This window comes from Andreesenia angusta (genome assembly GCF_001855385.1).
Taxonomy (GTDB): domain Bacteria; phylum Bacillota; class Clostridia; order Tissierellales; family Gottschalkiaceae; genus Andreesenia; species Andreesenia angusta.
On record NZ_MKIE01000011.1, the window covers coordinates 1 to 14,667 of the forward strand.

Annotated in this window: 14 protein-coding genes and 1 rRNA gene; all 15 read right to left on the reverse strand. The window is 44.3% G+C overall.

Annotated elements, in window-relative coordinates:
- Nucleotides 1–116, reverse strand: a 16S ribosomal RNA gene (locus EUAN_RS10085); the annotation flags it as partial.
- 683 nt (nucleotides 117–799) lie between these two features.
- A complete protein-coding gene (locus tag EUAN_RS10095) occupies nucleotides 800–1,051 on the reverse strand; it encodes a pro-sigmaK processing inhibitor BofA family protein (protein ID WP_071064255.1) in 252 nt (83 codons plus the stop codon).
- A gap of 82 nt (nucleotides 1,052–1,133) precedes the next feature.
- Nucleotides 1,134–1,634: a hypothetical protein gene (locus EUAN_RS10100; RefSeq protein WP_071064257.1), complete on the reverse strand. Its 501-nt coding sequence runs from the start codon at nucleotides 1,632–1,634 to the stop codon at nucleotides 1,134–1,136.
- 119 nt (nucleotides 1,635–1,753) lie between these two features.
- Nucleotides 1,754–2,353 (reverse strand): recombination mediator RecR, encoded by a 600-nt coding sequence (gene recR, locus EUAN_RS10105; RefSeq protein ID WP_071064258.1) that lies wholly within the window; start codon nucleotides 2,351–2,353, stop codon nucleotides 1,754–1,756.
- Nucleotides 2,354–2,399: 46 nt separating this feature from the next.
- The gene (locus tag EUAN_RS10110; RefSeq protein WP_211266350.1) at nucleotides 2,400–2,726 is read right to left on the reverse strand and encodes a YbaB/EbfC family nucleoid-associated protein; all 327 of its coding nucleotides are present in this window, start codon (nucleotides 2,724–2,726) and stop codon (nucleotides 2,400–2,402) included.
- 28 nt (nucleotides 2,727–2,754) lie between these two features.
- On the reverse strand, nucleotides 2,755–4,374 hold the full coding sequence (gene dnaX, locus EUAN_RS10115) for a DNA polymerase III subunit gamma/tau (protein WP_071064260.1): 1,620 nt from the start codon (nucleotides 4,372–4,374) through the stop codon (nucleotides 2,755–2,757).
- A gap of 71 nt (nucleotides 4,375–4,445) precedes the next feature.
- Nucleotides 4,446–5,867: a cysteine protease StiP family protein gene (locus EUAN_RS10120; protein WP_211266351.1), complete on the reverse strand. Its 1,422-nt coding sequence runs from the start codon at nucleotides 5,865–5,867 to the stop codon at nucleotides 4,446–4,448.
- A 5-nt stretch (nucleotides 5,868–5,872) separates the two neighbouring features.
- Nucleotides 5,873–5,995: a hypothetical protein gene (locus EUAN_RS12975; RefSeq protein ID WP_281182096.1), complete on the reverse strand. Its 123-nt coding sequence runs from the start codon at nucleotides 5,993–5,995 to the stop codon at nucleotides 5,873–5,875.
- A gap of 64 nt (nucleotides 5,996–6,059) precedes the next feature.
- Entirely contained in the window at nucleotides 6,060–7,448 is a 1,389-nt protein-coding gene (locus tag EUAN_RS10125; RefSeq protein ID WP_071064262.1) for a methyl-accepting chemotaxis protein, read from the reverse strand.
- Nucleotides 7,449–7,628: 180 nt separating this feature from the next.
- Nucleotides 7,629–9,689: a methyl-accepting chemotaxis protein gene (locus EUAN_RS10130; protein ID WP_071064264.1), complete on the reverse strand. Its 2,061-nt coding sequence runs from the start codon at nucleotides 9,687–9,689 to the stop codon at nucleotides 7,629–7,631.
- A gap of 90 nt (nucleotides 9,690–9,779) precedes the next feature.
- Nucleotides 9,780–11,222 carry a sulfate adenylyltransferase subunit 1 gene (locus EUAN_RS10135; protein ID WP_084655898.1) on the reverse strand — a complete coding sequence of 481 codons (1,443 nt, stop codon included), beginning with the start codon at nucleotides 11,220–11,222 and terminating at the stop codon, nucleotides 9,780–9,782.
- A gap of 15 nt (nucleotides 11,223–11,237) precedes the next feature.
- Nucleotides 11,238–12,038, reverse strand: coding sequence for a sulfate adenylyltransferase subunit CysD (gene cysD, locus EUAN_RS10140; RefSeq protein ID WP_071064266.1), 801 nt, complete (start codon nucleotides 12,036–12,038; stop codon nucleotides 11,238–11,240).
- Between the two features lie 13 nt (nucleotides 12,039–12,051).
- Nucleotides 12,052–12,807: an ABC transporter permease gene (locus EUAN_RS10145; RefSeq protein WP_245674488.1), complete on the reverse strand. Its 756-nt coding sequence runs from the start codon at nucleotides 12,805–12,807 to the stop codon at nucleotides 12,052–12,054.
- Nucleotides 12,752–13,588 carry an ABC transporter ATP-binding protein gene (locus EUAN_RS10150; protein ID WP_071064270.1) on the reverse strand — a complete coding sequence of 279 codons (837 nt, stop codon included), beginning with the start codon at nucleotides 13,586–13,588 and terminating at the stop codon, nucleotides 12,752–12,754. Before EUAN_RS10150 ends, EUAN_RS10145 begins: the two co-directional genes overlap by 56 nt.
- A gap of 19 nt (nucleotides 13,589–13,607) precedes the next feature.
- Nucleotides 13,608–14,654, reverse strand: coding sequence for an aliphatic sulfonate ABC transporter substrate-binding protein (locus EUAN_RS10155; RefSeq protein ID WP_071064272.1), 1,047 nt, complete (start codon nucleotides 14,652–14,654; stop codon nucleotides 13,608–13,610).
- Nucleotides 14,655–14,667: the final 13 nt, after the last annotated feature.

Consider the following 14,667-nt stretch of genomic DNA (forward strand, 5'->3'; position numbering starts at 1 on the left):
GCCGCTAGATCATTCGAATTCCGACCGAAGTTTTCCTTCGAGTTCTCTCGCTCGACTTGCATGTGTTAAGCACGCCGCCAGCGTTCATCCTGAGCCAGGATCAAACTCTCATTTAAAAAGTTTATCTTGGTCAGTCTTGCTGACTGTTTTTTCAGTTTTTTTGGATGTCTGATCATCCGTTAATTTGATCTCCCTTGCGGGCGATCTTAAGGAATTAACTTGCTTTTTACTGTTCAACTTTCAAAGTTCATCGTCGCCAGCGTTTGTTCCCCGCTGACTACTTTATCTACTATATCACAACCAGTTCATGGTGTCAATAGCTTTTTTATTCTTTTTTAGTTCTTTTCTGAAACTTTAATTCTCTGTTTCAGTGCGCCTCCCTCAAGAGACAACTTTGCTATCTTACCATGGACTTCATACTTGTGTCAACTGTTAGTTAAAAGATTTTTATGGTATATTATATATAGAGAAAAAGCATCTACATAGTACATACTCTTATTAATAAGATAAGAAAGGAGAATCTGATTTGAAGTACATAATCTTCGCTATAGTCTTGATTGTTTTTATCTTTTTTCTTTTGATAGTTTTTTCTGACTTGAGAACTTCTCTGCGATCTATTATTAAGTTAATACCTCCAGACCCTAGGCCTATGAAAAAGCGAAAGCGCAATACAGACAAGAAACCAAGAACTCGGCCTACAAAGGTAAATACTCGCAACAATCCTTCTAGAAAGACCCGTCTAAAGCGAAAAAACTAATGCGACACAACTTCAAATCCACTGAAGTGTGTCGCATTAGTTTTATGCGTTGTTTAGAAATATCAAAAGTACTACTCCTGGAATCCCAAAGAATCCCGCAATAAGTGCGCTCAAAGCGTTTATCGCCACCGTTATTCCAAAGATTTCTCCTACAAAGTTCACCAGAAGAAGAGTTATCCCCCCAGCTATTCCATTGAATATAAGTCTACTGATTATCCTTATCGGTACAGAGAGCAGCTTTGCTACTATATATATTGCCAGTATGCCTATTCCGTATCCTATTATGATATCCATGCTATCACTTCCTGACCTCTTTTAGAACATTATACACTAAAATCTCATCTCTATGAAATCCGAAAGTGTTTTTACAGTGTATCTATAAACTTGCCATTTTAGAGTCTCTGAAGTCGAATGTCCGCTGCATCTTTCTCTGCTCCAGCTCTCTGCACATAGCTTGAAACTCGTGCAGCCATTTGATTCTCGAAAGGTCTCTAAGGTCTACAACTATGCCTGTGCCCTTCTGCCTTATAGCTTCCATGTCATAGAGTTCGCAAGGCGAAAACCCTCCCTCTGTCCATATGTACTTGCAAGGCTCGTAGTCGTTCCAGTTGTTTTCAAAGTACTTTGTCTTCGCAAAGCAAAGTCTGTGCAGATGAAATATTATTCCCAGTGTAGACGTCTTAACTGTGAGCTTTAAAGAAAAATGCTCTTGAGTAGGGTACTTTTCCTGCACCTTCTCCCAGTACAGCCTGTTATTCAGGGTAAGCCCGTACTTGTCTAGAACTCTGCACTTCTCCTCACCAAGCTTCTTTCTAACTATCTCTTCTCTTGTTTCTGCATCGCAAATTTTAAGAAAATCCAAGTCTAAGCTTCTCATGGCTTCTCCGCTCCCATTCCTTTTAACAACATTATATATTGGGATTAGAGCCTTTAGAAATCGCTTATCTCTATTCTTGCAATAAAAAAGATAGGGTCTACCTATACCCTATCCATAGTCTATATCTCTCTTCTTCCCTCTATAGCCTTAGAAAGCGTAACCTCGTCTGCATATTCCAAGTCTCCTCCTACAGGTATTCCGTATGCAAGCCTTGTGACCTTTATGCCCATGGGCTTTACCAGCTTAGATATATACATCGCAGTCGCTTCCCCCTCTATAGTGGGATTTGTGGCCAGGATTATCTCTTCTACTTCTGGATCGTTAAGCCTCATAATCAGCTCTTTTACCTTTATTTCCTCCGGCCCGATTCCATCCATAGGTGAGATATTCCCATGGAGCACATGGTACATTCCGTTGTAGTCCCTAGTTCGCTCTATTGCCATTACATCCCTTGGGTCTTCCACCACGCAGATTACAGACCTATCTCTTTTTTTGCTAGCGCAGCTTGTACACGGATCCACATCAGTAAGGTTGCAGCATATACTGCAGTACTTTGTATTTCGCTTGGCCTTAACTATTGCATTTGCAAGCTTCATGGCCTCGTCTTCGCTCTTGTTTATTATGTGAAAAGCCAGTCTCTGGGCGGTCTTTCTCCCTATCCCTGGCAGCTTGGAAAGCTCCTCTATAAGCTCCACAACTGTATTTGCTAAGTATTCCAAAAATTTTTCCTCCTTAAATCAAAAAAGAGCTGTATTAGCTCTTCTCCTAAAAAAGTCCCGGTATGTTCATTCCACCTGTTATCTTCTGCATTTCATCTGAAACCATCTTTTCAGCTTTTCTAAGCGCCTCGTTTGTGGCTGCTAGAACTAGGTCCTGAAGCATCTCCACGTCGTCTGGATCTACTACATCTTTATCTATCTCTATAGCCACAAGCTCTTTTTTACCGTTGGCAACTACCTTTACGGCCCCTCCACCTGCTGTTATCTCAACTTCTTTCTGCTCTAGCTCACCTTGAAGCTTCGCCATGTCCTTCTGCATCTTCTGAACCTGCTTCATCATTCCGCTCATGTTTCCCATTCCTGGCATCTTCATATCTAATTCCTCCCTGTTTTCAATGTATTTAATCTTCTACTTTCAGCTTTTCACTCCCGAAGATCTCCACAACATCTTGTAGCAGATCTTCCTCATCTTCCTCTGGCCCACTTTCATCTTCCATTATAAAGTTCACGGTCAGAGAAGACTTAAAGTAGTCGGCTAATATCTCTTCTACAGCCCTTTTATTGTGCTCTTTCTCTATGGCGTCTTTGTGAAAACCAAACTGGTCCCCAAACTGGATTGTCAGCACTCCATTTTTCAGCTTCACCAGCTTGCCCTCCACCAAGAGAGCATGTAGGGCTATTTTCTTCTTCTTTACGTACTTTAGCGCTTCTGACCACTCGTCTAGTATATCATTAAACGATAGCTCTTTTGAAGACAGTTCAGCTTCTTTTTTCCCAATTTCATCTGGCGATTGAGACTTTTCCTCTCTCCTGACTTCCTTTGGAGGGACTTTTGTCTCTCTGCTTTCTGGTCTTGTAGCCTTGGACACCTCTATTTTCCCAGACTTTATCATGTTCTCAAGCTTCTCTATCCTGGCAATCATCGCTTCCCTCTCGCCAGCCTCTAGCAGCTTCATCGCTGTGATCTCCAGGGTTATCCTAGGCTGTGTGGCGTATTTCATCGTCGCCTCGGCCTCGCTCAGTATGTCTATGCAGTCCATAAGCCTGTCCATTCCAAACTTGTCGGAGCGCTTCTTTATTTCATCTAGCACCTCTTCTGGTTCGTCCAGTATCTCTCTGTAGTTCGACCCGGCTTTTACGATCACCATGCTTCTGAAATACGAAATCATGTCTTTTATGAGGCGTGTCGAGTCTTTCCCTGACTTTATCGTGCTCTCTATCTTTCCAAACAGCTCTGCGGCATCTCTCTCTACTATGCTGTCCACCAACGACAGCAGCACTTCCCCACTTGCAGAACCCAGAGATTCAAGCACTTCCTCGTACTCTATCTTTCCATCAGATATTGCTACCACTTGGTCTAGTATGCTCAAAGCATCTCTCATAGCCCCTTCGGAGTTTCTGGCTATAAGCCTTAGGGTCCTAGACTCTACGCTTATGTCTAGCTCACTGCATATTTTAGCCATGTTTTTCGAGATATCTTCTGAAGATATGCGCTTGAACTCGTACCTCTGGCACCTTGAGACTATGGTCGCAGGTATTTTCTGCTGCTCCGTAGTAGCGAGTATAAAAATGACATAGGAAGGGGGCTCTTCAAGCGTCTTTAAAAATGCGTTGAAGGCTGATGTGGAGAGCATGTGAACCTCGTCTACTATGTAGACTTTGTACCTGCCTTTGGACGGCGGGTAGTTTATGCTCTCTCTAAGCTCTCTTATGTCTTCGACTTTGTTGTTGGAAGCCGCATCTATCTCCACTATATCCATAAGGCTTTCGTCTAGGGAGGCTAAACATATCTCACATTTATTGCATGGATCTCCCTCTATGGGGCTTGTGCAGTTTACAGCCCTGGCGAATATCTTGGCAGCCGAAGTCTTCCCCGTCCCCCTTATACCTGAAAACAGATATGCATGCGCTATATTGTCTGTCTTTATCTGGTTCTTGAGTATTGTGCTTATATGTTCTTGTCCAATCAAATCCTCAAAGCTCTTTGGACGGAATCTTCTGTATATAGCCTTGTATGACATAGTCCGTTTAACCACCTTTTCATAAGTATAAACTGATTATATCAAAAGCAACCGTATAGTTCTCCGGTTTTTCAAAAAACATTTTTGACTATTCCACAACAGTCGTAGGCTTTAAGAGGATAGTTTTCCAACTCTACATTTCTCTCTTTTGCAAGCTGTACTATATGATCTATGTTCTTGGAATCCTTCTTTATCAATATTTTCCAAGGCACCCTTCGAAGGAGTACCCTAGTAGAATCTCCAGTTCCTGGCTTCACCATATTTATATCCTCTATGCCGAACTCTTCCATAAGAGATTCTATCTCTTTTCTTCCACTTAAGTCAGGAATTTCTCCATCCAGCTCAAACCCTGATGATTCCAGCTCGCACTCCTCATACACCGATTCAAAATGCGACTCTATAGACTCTATATAACTGATCGAAATATCGATATGGCCTAGCTCTCTGTAGTACTTGGCCATGTGGAAGTCTCTCTTGCCTATCAAATCCTCTCTGTATGCAGTCCTACTGAGAAGCCCCGAGATTATGGAATTAAAACAGGCGTTCGGAATCAGGAAGTCCTCTCTTGTGCCATATACTCTGACTGAGTGTGCCGGGTCCGAAATCACCGCAAGCTCTGAGGAAAGCCCTTTTGGACAACTCTCCCTTTGCTTGAACTCCGCAACGCTCTCTTCTAGCACGTCCTTTACGTATCCCTTCCCAGTCCAGCCGTCTATAAACTGTATCTCCTTATCGCTCTGATAGTGTGCTATAAATTTAAGCGCATTTTGGTCCACTCCTATTCCACCTATTATAGATACACAGTAGCGAGGAATATCTAGGCCGTATTTGCTTTGTAGGTATCGCTTTATCAGAATGCCTGCAGGTGTTCCGGCTCTTGCAAGCGATACAAGAACTAGCTCTTTACCTCTAACTCTCAGTATCTTTTCTGCGGTAATCCCAACGGCTTTTGCAACCGCTTTTCCGTACTTTTCGACTGAAGCCCTGTATATCTCCATGTATTCTGCTGACGGAAGATACTCCACTGGAAGCAGCTCAGAGTAATGTGTCCTACTTTGGAGCTCCACCTCCCTCTCTTCAGTATCAAGTTCCACTAGCTCTTCACCTGCTTCTTTTATAAGAAAGACCACGTCCGAGCTGTCATAGCTGCCTATTGGAGCTGGATAGTCAGGTATGTCCGTATTTTCTTCTGATATAAGTAGCATGTAGCTATCGGAATCCCGTGTTGCAAATCTATATATGGAGTCAATTGAATTTCTGCTTACATCTTTAGTCATGAAAAGCACGGTTTCATAATCGCTTAAATCCTCCACTTTGTCCACGCCTTCAACTACATCTAGTCCAATCTGCTGGAAATGTCCTTTGCTTAAACTATCATTTCCGTCTAAAATCAGAATCGCTTTTCCCCTTATATATGGTCTTATGGTGTCCGAAAAAAGCCCTGGATCACTCAAGCTAGCGCTCTCAAGCCTTATTATTCTATCTATATCCAATTCACTCACTCCTCTAGTAGTCCTCGCTCTTCCATCATAATAATATCGGTTATAGCTTTTTTGCTTCCACCAAATTTGTTTTCCTTTTTTCTATATATATCATATTTAGTATAGTTTTTTCCTATCATAAAGAGCAGGCCTGAGAAATGCATCCCAAGCCCGCTCTTTATAATATATATATGATTTCACTGTCTAGTCTATGTTTCGCTTTATTTCCTCTAGGTATTTGAATATTTCCATAGAGCATTTGTCCATCCTTGAAAAAGCCTCTTCTGCTCCTGTCAAATCTCCTCTGTTGTAAAGCTCAACTGCCTTTTTCGCAGTTTCATGGAATTCAATATGCGGCCTCTCCATCTCGTCGAAAGCCCTTATCCCCTTGAGCTTGTCGCACCCTATTCCGTAATACCACTCTCCAAGCCTACATCCTTTGTAGTTCCCTATAAACACGTTGTTGTCGTCGAACTTCTCGTTTCCAAGCAGCATGTTGTAGACCCTCCATCTCCAAACTTCGTGGTCTATCTTGTATACATCTATCATATCCGAATCCCTTAGCAGTCCCCTGCTGTTTTTTGCCACGCCCATCCTTATTGCATCTAGATCCTTGCTGGCTGTGTATATGGCCTGACCTGTCTGCCTACAGCTGTCTGAAAGGAAATCGGCTTCCGAGGCCACATTCGTTATAAGCTCTGCAAACGACTCTGTAACAGCTGACTGCTCCTCTGTGTTCGAAGCGACCTGATTTATGGTCATGTCTATCTCCTGTATAGAGTCACCTATCTCATTTATAGTCTCTAAAGCCTTGTCCACAAGACCTTTACCTGAGTCAAGCTGCGAGGAAGTGCTCTCCATTTTGACAACAGATGCGTCGATTGCCCCTTGAAGCTCCACTATATTGGAATGCACTTCTTCAACCGAGACTTTTGTATGCTCGGCAAGCTTTCTGACTTCGTCTGCTACTACCGCAAACCCTCGCCCATGCTCTCCGGCCCTTGCCGCTTCTATGGCTGCATTCAGCGCGAGCAGGTTCGTCTGATCTGCTATGCCCTTGACTATGTCTATTATCTGAGTTATGGCCTGAGTCTTCTCCTTTACTCCCACCATGTCCTCGTTGACCTTCTTTATAGCTTCAAATGAATCCATCACAAAGTCCATGGACTTTTCCATATTCTGAACTCCGACTTCAGTGTTTTTTCTAGTGGCGTTTGTATGTCCCGCCACTTCCTGCGCTATGCTTGAAACATCTTCTATAGAGGCACTCAGCTCTTTGCTGTTTACAACCATGTTCTGAAGCGATTTTGTTTGGGCTTCTACGCTTTTAAGCATGTCTCTCATGGAGTCCATCCTGGTTATCTCTTCTAGCAGTAGGTTCATCTTTGAAAGCTGCTCGTGCTTATCTTCCATCACTTTCTTCACCAGACTATTCCAAGCTTTCGATATCTCTGAATTGTCTAAGTCCTCAACTTCCAGGTACTCTGCTCTGTCTGCCAAAAGCGAATTTAAAGCCGAGATCAGTTTCTGCTCCTGCAGGCTCTTTACATCTTCTTTTGTGAAATCGTTTTCAGATTTTTTAAATAGAAACAATTTTAACTCCTCCTCTTGTGACGGGCCAGCATCTGCTATGTCTTCTGTGGTCTTTTAAAATACTAGTCTCCGAGTGTTAGCTGTTTATATCTAATATTTTATCACACTAAGCCGCTGTAGAATATTTAAAATTAAAAAAAGAGGCCGCTTGAAAGGCGTCCTCTTCTTGTAATGCATGGGCTAAAGCGTTATCTTGTCTACTTCCACTTTCAGCTTTTCAGCTATAGCCTCCAGCTCTGTAGCCATAGTGGAAACCTCCTCCATGGAAGCTGTCTGCTCCTCTATAGAGGCGCTCATTTCCTCTGTAGAGCTTACATTGTCTTTGGTTACACTAGCTATCTCTTCCATAGACTCTATAAGGGCCTCTTTATCTCCCCTTATGTTCATGATCCTGTCTATGAACAAGTCTGTAGTCTCGGCCGCCCTAGAGACGCTTTCCTCTATCTCTTGGAATGTGGCTGACACTTCGCTAGATGACTCTGAGGTGGACTCCACAACTTCGCTTGCCTCGTTCATCTCTCTCTCTACAACGCATATGCTCTTTTGCATCTCCTCTACAATAGTCCTGATGCTCTGAGTAGACTCTTCGGATTCCTCCGCAAGCTTTCTTATCTCTTCAGCTACGACTGCGAATCCTCTTCCAGCTTCTCCAGCTCTTGCAGCTTCTATGGAAGCGTTAAGCGCCAGCAAATTTGTCTGGTTCGATATAGACTTTATAGTCTCTATTATATCCCCTATATTCTCAGATTTTTTGGACAAATCGTCTATATCTTTGACCAGCATAAGCGTGGAGCTCAATGTGCTCTGTATCCTCTCTGTGAGCTTCTCTAGAGATTCCTTTCCAGCTTTACTCGACTCTCCGACTCCGCTTATGACGTCCTTCACGTTGTCAGCTTCCTCTACTGTCTCTCTTATGTGGTTTGCCAAAGCATTCAGCATCTCCATCCCATTTGCAGTGGTGTCTAGCTGATTGTTCGACGCACTTGTGAGTTCGTCGGCAGAAGCCGCCAGCTCCTCTATAGATGCGGAGCTTTCCTCTGTAGTCGAGGCCAAGACTTTTGCATCTCCTGAAACTTTGTCCACTATTTCGTCCAGGTTTAAAGATAGATCTCTCAGGGACCCTCGCATCTCAGAGAATGCATTTGCCATTTTGCCTATCTCGTCCTTTCGATCCAGCAAATTGTCGTATGAATCGTCATACCTTAAGTCAAGATTGGCAGTCGTTATGGCCAGTCCTGAAACCTGAAGTATCGGCTTAGATATAAGCTTTCCTACAACAAGTCCTACTCCTATAGACAGAAGTATAGCTCCTGCCGCCACGGCCATCAAGGTGTTGCTCATGTCGTTTGCCTTTTCAAGCACTTCCGACTTTGGAACTACTGTGAGTATGAGCTGTCCATTCTGTAGCTCTCCGTATCCCACTATTTCGTCTTTGCCTTCTAGCTTGAACTCTCCAGTCCCAAGCGCTCTGGATTTCACAACTGAAGCCAGATCTCCAAGTCCTACGCTCTCAAGAGTATCCTCTATACTGTATTCTGGATGCACCAGGAATTCAAGCTCCGAGGAAATCAGCGAGGCGTATCCTGTATCGTATACACTTATGTTGTTTATGGCGTTGTTGAATATGCTGAAGTCTATATCTGCACCCATGACGCCAAGCAGCGTGTCTCCGCTGTATACAGGTATAGTATACGATACTATATCTCGCTTGTGGGGCTCCCAGTAGTATGGGTCTGACCAGTAGCCTACTTTTCTCTCTATCGGCTTGTAGAACCAGTCCATCCCTGGATCGTTCTTGTCGAAGCTTTCCATTGGAAGCTGCGCATTTCTGACTGCTTTGCCGTCTTTCGACGAGAACGAGATGTTTCTAGAGCCTCCAATTAAGTTTGGATCAAAGTAGAAGTACAAGCTCAGTGCCTTCGTCTTAGATGCAGTCTCCTCTACTATCCCAGATATGGTTTGATCTACTGAGTCCAGGTATCCTGCTTCACCTAGCCTGTCTTTCTCTACTATTCCGGATATCACGGGGCTTAGTCCATTTACTGAACTTGAGGCTTTTTCCAGCACTAGATCCAGCTTTTCCTTGTTGGCGCTAGTGAGCAATCCCACATTCTTCATGGCTTCCTCTTCCAGTAGCCTTGAGCTTCTCTGAGAACTTATCCCTATTATTGTGAGAGATAAAACTACAGATACTAGGACTATGGATAATATGATTTGTGTGCTTATTTTTTTGAATTTCATCGTTGTCTCCTCTCGATTTTTTCATACTTTCCTATCATCCCATATCTTGAATTTCCAGTCAACTGTATAGACAATATTTTGCTTTTACTTTTATACGAGCACTACAGGAGAGTTCCCACTCTTAAGCGAATGGTTTATTTTCTCTATTAAAGACAGTACGCTCTCGCTATGCTCTATCCGCTCAGGGTATTTTCCCAGCCCAATTATAGCAGACTCTACCTCTTTTATCTTTTCCAGATCGCTCTTGTCTACACTCCATATGTGGTTTTCTTCAGCCGCGTTTTCAGCTTCGCTCTCCTCTTGCCCGAGTATAATCCCGCCTCCGCTTATGTCGAAGTCGTCCACTATTACGAATCTTCCGGTACTCTCAAGCTCGTTGAAGAGGTCAAAGCCTATCTCTGACTTGGTTCTTACGATCACTTCTCCCACGTCGTTTTTCTTTATTCCGCTTGGACTTTCAACTTCCTCTAGCGTAGATGCGTCTATTGCCTTTATTATAGTCTCTATCTGGCACTCCACCTCGGCCGTCGAAAGCTTCAGCTTGTACTTCTTGTTTGGAACCAAATCGTTTTTTCCAAGCCAGAACACGTTCCCTCTGAACCTGTTCCCCGTGCTAAGACTCGACTCCCTATGTGTTATAAAGTCGCCTCTGTTGTAGAAGAACTCGTCTTCAACAGTTATTCCGATGGACTCTCCAGCTTTAGCCACGTCGCTTCTGTCGCCTTCCTGCCAATACTCCAGCGTCTTGACTCTTGTCTGCTTTCCAGACGGATGGATCGTTATCTCGTCTCCAACTTCTATGCTTCCCGACTCTATCCTTCCAGCTATTATCCTTCTGTGATCGAATTTGTAGACATCCTGTATCGGGAATCTCAGCTCCTTCTGCTCCGCTTCAGGCTCTTTTTCAAGCGAGTCTATGGCCTCTATTATGCTCTCGCCCTCGTACCAGCTGAGCTCACCCGACTTCGCCGTTATATTCTCCCCGTAGTAGGCCGATATAGGGATGTACTCTATAGGATTCACCCCAAGCGGATTCAGGAATTCGTTGAAGTCCCTCTCTATCTCTCTGTACCTGTCTTGCGAGTAGCCCACCAGGTCCATCTTGTTTACAGCCACATACACCTTCTTTATGCCGAGCAGCGAAAGTATATAGCCGTGTCGCTTCGACTGCTCCTTTATGCCCTCTTCTGCATCCACCATCAGTATGGCTCCCTCGGCACTTGCTGCACCCGAGATCATGTTTTTCAGAAACTCCACATGACCCGGGGCGTCTATTATCACGTAGTCCCTCTTGTCTGTCTTGAACTGAAGCCTCGTCGTGTCTATAGTAATTCCCTGCTTCTGCTCTTCTTCAAATGCATCCAGCAGGTATGCGTACTCGAAAGACTTGCCCTTCTCTGCCGATATCCTCTTTACCTTGTCTATTGCTCCTTTAGACAGTGAATCTGTATCGTAAAGCAACCTTCCTATAAGTGTAGACTTTCCGTGGTCTACGTGGCCTACGACCACTATGTTTAAGCTCTCTCTGTTCATCTCTACTTCCCCCTTTTACATATATCCTTCTTTTCTGAGTTTTTCCATCGCATGCGCATCCTCTTGGTCCTGCGCCCTTCCTGATCTCTCTGTCTCCTGTGTCGCCTTCAGCTCCTCTATTATCTCATCTAGATTGCTGGCTTCAGAGTCCACAGGGTTTGTGCACGGTGCACATCCAAGGCTTCTGTACCTCTTTCCATTTTTGGAGAAGTAAAGGTCTATTATAGGTATGTTCTCCCTCTTTATATACTCCCATATGTCGAGCTCGTTCCAGTGTAGTATAGGATGGACTCTTATATGGTTTCCTTTCTTGAAATCCGTCTTGAACTGATCCCAAAGCTCTGGTGGCTGGTCTGTGTAGTTCCACTCTGCATCGCTGCTTCTCTCGCTGAAGACTCTCTCTTTGGATCTGCTTCCCTCTTCGTCTCTTCTGATTCCAAGTATCAGCCCTTCAAACTCATGCTGCTTCACTACCTGGTTAAGCCCCTCTGTCTTTAAGGCCTTGCAGCATACGAGTCTTCCCTTGTCAGGACCCATTCCGGAATCTATGGCATCCTGGTTTGTGTTTACTATAAGATTAAGGTTCATCTCCTTTGCTAGCCTGTCTCTGTACTCTATCATGGCCGGGATCTTGTACTTTGTGTCTACGTGTATAAGCGGAAACGGGCAGTGTCCGAAGAACGCCTTCTGTGCAAGCCAGAGCATTACAGTCGAGTCTTTCCCTATCGACCAAAGCATTCCCAGCTTTCCGAATTTCTTGTATGCCTCTCTAAGTATATAAATGCTCTGTGATTCAAGTCTGTCTAAATGATCCATTTTTAATCCTCCTCTAGTTTAGTCCCCATCTTGTCCTTATCTGTCTCTCTATCTTTGCGAATATAAGCTTGTCCAGCAGCAGCCCTATGGCTATTATTACAAACATCACCGCGACTACTCTTCCTATGTCCTGCAAGTCTCTTCCCACCATAAGAGTGTGGCCTAGCCCTGTAGTTGATGCTATCATCTCTCCAGCTATAAGGGATCTCCAGGCGAATGCCCAGCCCTGCTTTAGTCCAGACACTATATTCGGAAGCGCCGCCGGTATTATAACCTTTAAAAACAGATTGTTTCCGCTTGCTCCCATCGTCTTGGCAGCCTTTATATAGAGGGGCTGTATATTCTTTATAGCTCCCTCTGTGGCTATCGCTATGGCGAAAAGCGACCCCATAGCCGTTACAAATATGATTGCTGACTCTCCTATACCGAACCAAAGCATGGCAAAAGGTATCCAGCATACGCTCGGAAGCGCTTGAAGTCCAAGTATCACAGGTGACAGCGCTTCTTCTAGCAGCTTGAACCTGTAGAGCAGAAAGCCTATAGCAAGTCCAGCAAGTATTGAGAATCCGTACCCTATTATAAGCCTCTTCAGACTTGCCACTATCGCTATCAGTATCACATTGTTTTCCATCAGCTTGCCTACGCTCTCTACAACGGACATTGGAGATGGAAATGCATATGACTTCCAGACCTCCAGCACATCTACTCCAAGCTTATAGACCAGCGCCCATATCGCTATCAGGACTATATAGAATGCTGTCTTTCTCAATATTCCAGTCGTTATCGAATTCTCTGCTTGCAACCTTTTCCACCTCCTCTTTAAGTACTTTCATCACTTCAGATGCCACATATGTCAAATCTACACTTTCCAGCTTTCTAGGCCTTGAAAGCTCTATCTTTATATCTCGCTTTATCTTTCCTGGATTGGCAGACATCACTATTACTCTGTCGGCCAAGAGCACTGCCTCCTCCACGTTGTGGGTTACGAATATGATAGTCTTCTTTGTCTCCCACCATATCTTCTGAAGCTCCTGCTGAAGCAGCGACTTGGTCTGGCTGTCAAGCGCCGCAAATGGCTCATCCATCAGAAGCACATCCGAATCCAGGGTCAATGCCCTTGCAAGTGCTACTCTCTGCCTCATCCCTCCCGAAAGCTCATGTATATATGCGTCCTTGAACTTGCTCAGGTGGACCATCTTAAGGTATCTGAGGGCCTTTTCCTCCCTCTCTTCCTTAGGAACGCCCGCTATCTTCATTCCAAACTCCACGTTTCCCATCACATTCAGCCAAGGGAAGAGTCCAGACTCCTGAAACATAACAACTCTGTCCACTCCTGTTCCCTCTACTCTCTTGTCTCTAAGGTATACCTCTCCTTCTGAAGCTTTTTCAAGCCCTGCAATTATATTCAGCAGCGTTGACTTTCCGCAGCCGGAAGGTCCTAAGAGGCATATAAACTCCCCTCTCTTTATGTCTAGTGATACCTTCTCTAGAGGCTTTGCAGTTCCTCTTTTCGAGTTGAATACCTTACTTACATTCTCTACCTTTAACAAGCTCGCACCTCTTTCCCTCTTAGTCTATAGTCGCTTTTCCTTTCGACTCCAGTATTTTATCCAGTATTTTTAAGTTGAACAGTCCCTCCGGCTTCAATTCCTCCTCTATGAATCCATTCTCTTTAGATATTTTAGCCATGTCTACAACAGAGTCTGAAAGTGGATCGTATGATACCGTCATCCTTGAAAACCCTCCATCTAAGACCTCTTTAGGCAGCTCGCTGTTTGTAAGTGACTTCAACTCTCCCACTATAGTCTTCTTGGCTTCCTCTTGATTCCCAACTATATAGTCTGTAAGCTCTACATGGTTTGCCAGTATCTTTTCAACCAGCTCAGGATTCTCTTTCACGAAATCTTTTCTAGCCAGTACGACTGCCGAAGAGTACTCTCCGTTTCTGAACGTCTGATTTTCGTCTAGCAGTACTTTGGCACCTATTTCAATTTCCAGTCTAGTTCCCCAAGGCTCTGGCACAAATGCCGCATCTATGTCTTCTCTTTCCAAGAGCACTTTTATATCGGGATTCTTGGCTTGAACTATTTCAACGTCTCCGCCGCTGTTCGTGTCCTTGAGCCCTGCATCTGAAAGCGCAGCTCTCAGTGTTACGTCTTGTGTATTTCCGTAGTTAGGAACCGCCACCTTTTTCCCTGCCAGCTCTTTTACGCTCTTTATGTTTGATTCTTTCCCAACTACAAGCACCGCTCCAGAGTGTGTAGCCCCGGCCACTATCTCCAGGTCTCCATCTGATTTTATAAATCCATTCACTGCGGGCCCCGGCCCTATATATGTTATATCCAGATTCCCTGCGAAAAGCGACTCTATAGCCTCATTCCCGGCATTGAACTGATGCCACTCAAGCTTCACATCTTCTCCTATGGCCTTCTGGAAGCTTCCATCAGCCTTTCCTACAAGCGCCTGCGAATGTGTTATATTCGGAAAGAACCCTATATTTACTTTTTCAGGTGTTTCTCCCTTGTCTCCGCTTCCGCTGCCTGAACTGCAGCCTGTCACAGCCAGCACTCCTATCATGAGCCCTAATACCAGTCCTGATATTTTTTTTAATTTCATTGTCTATCCCCCC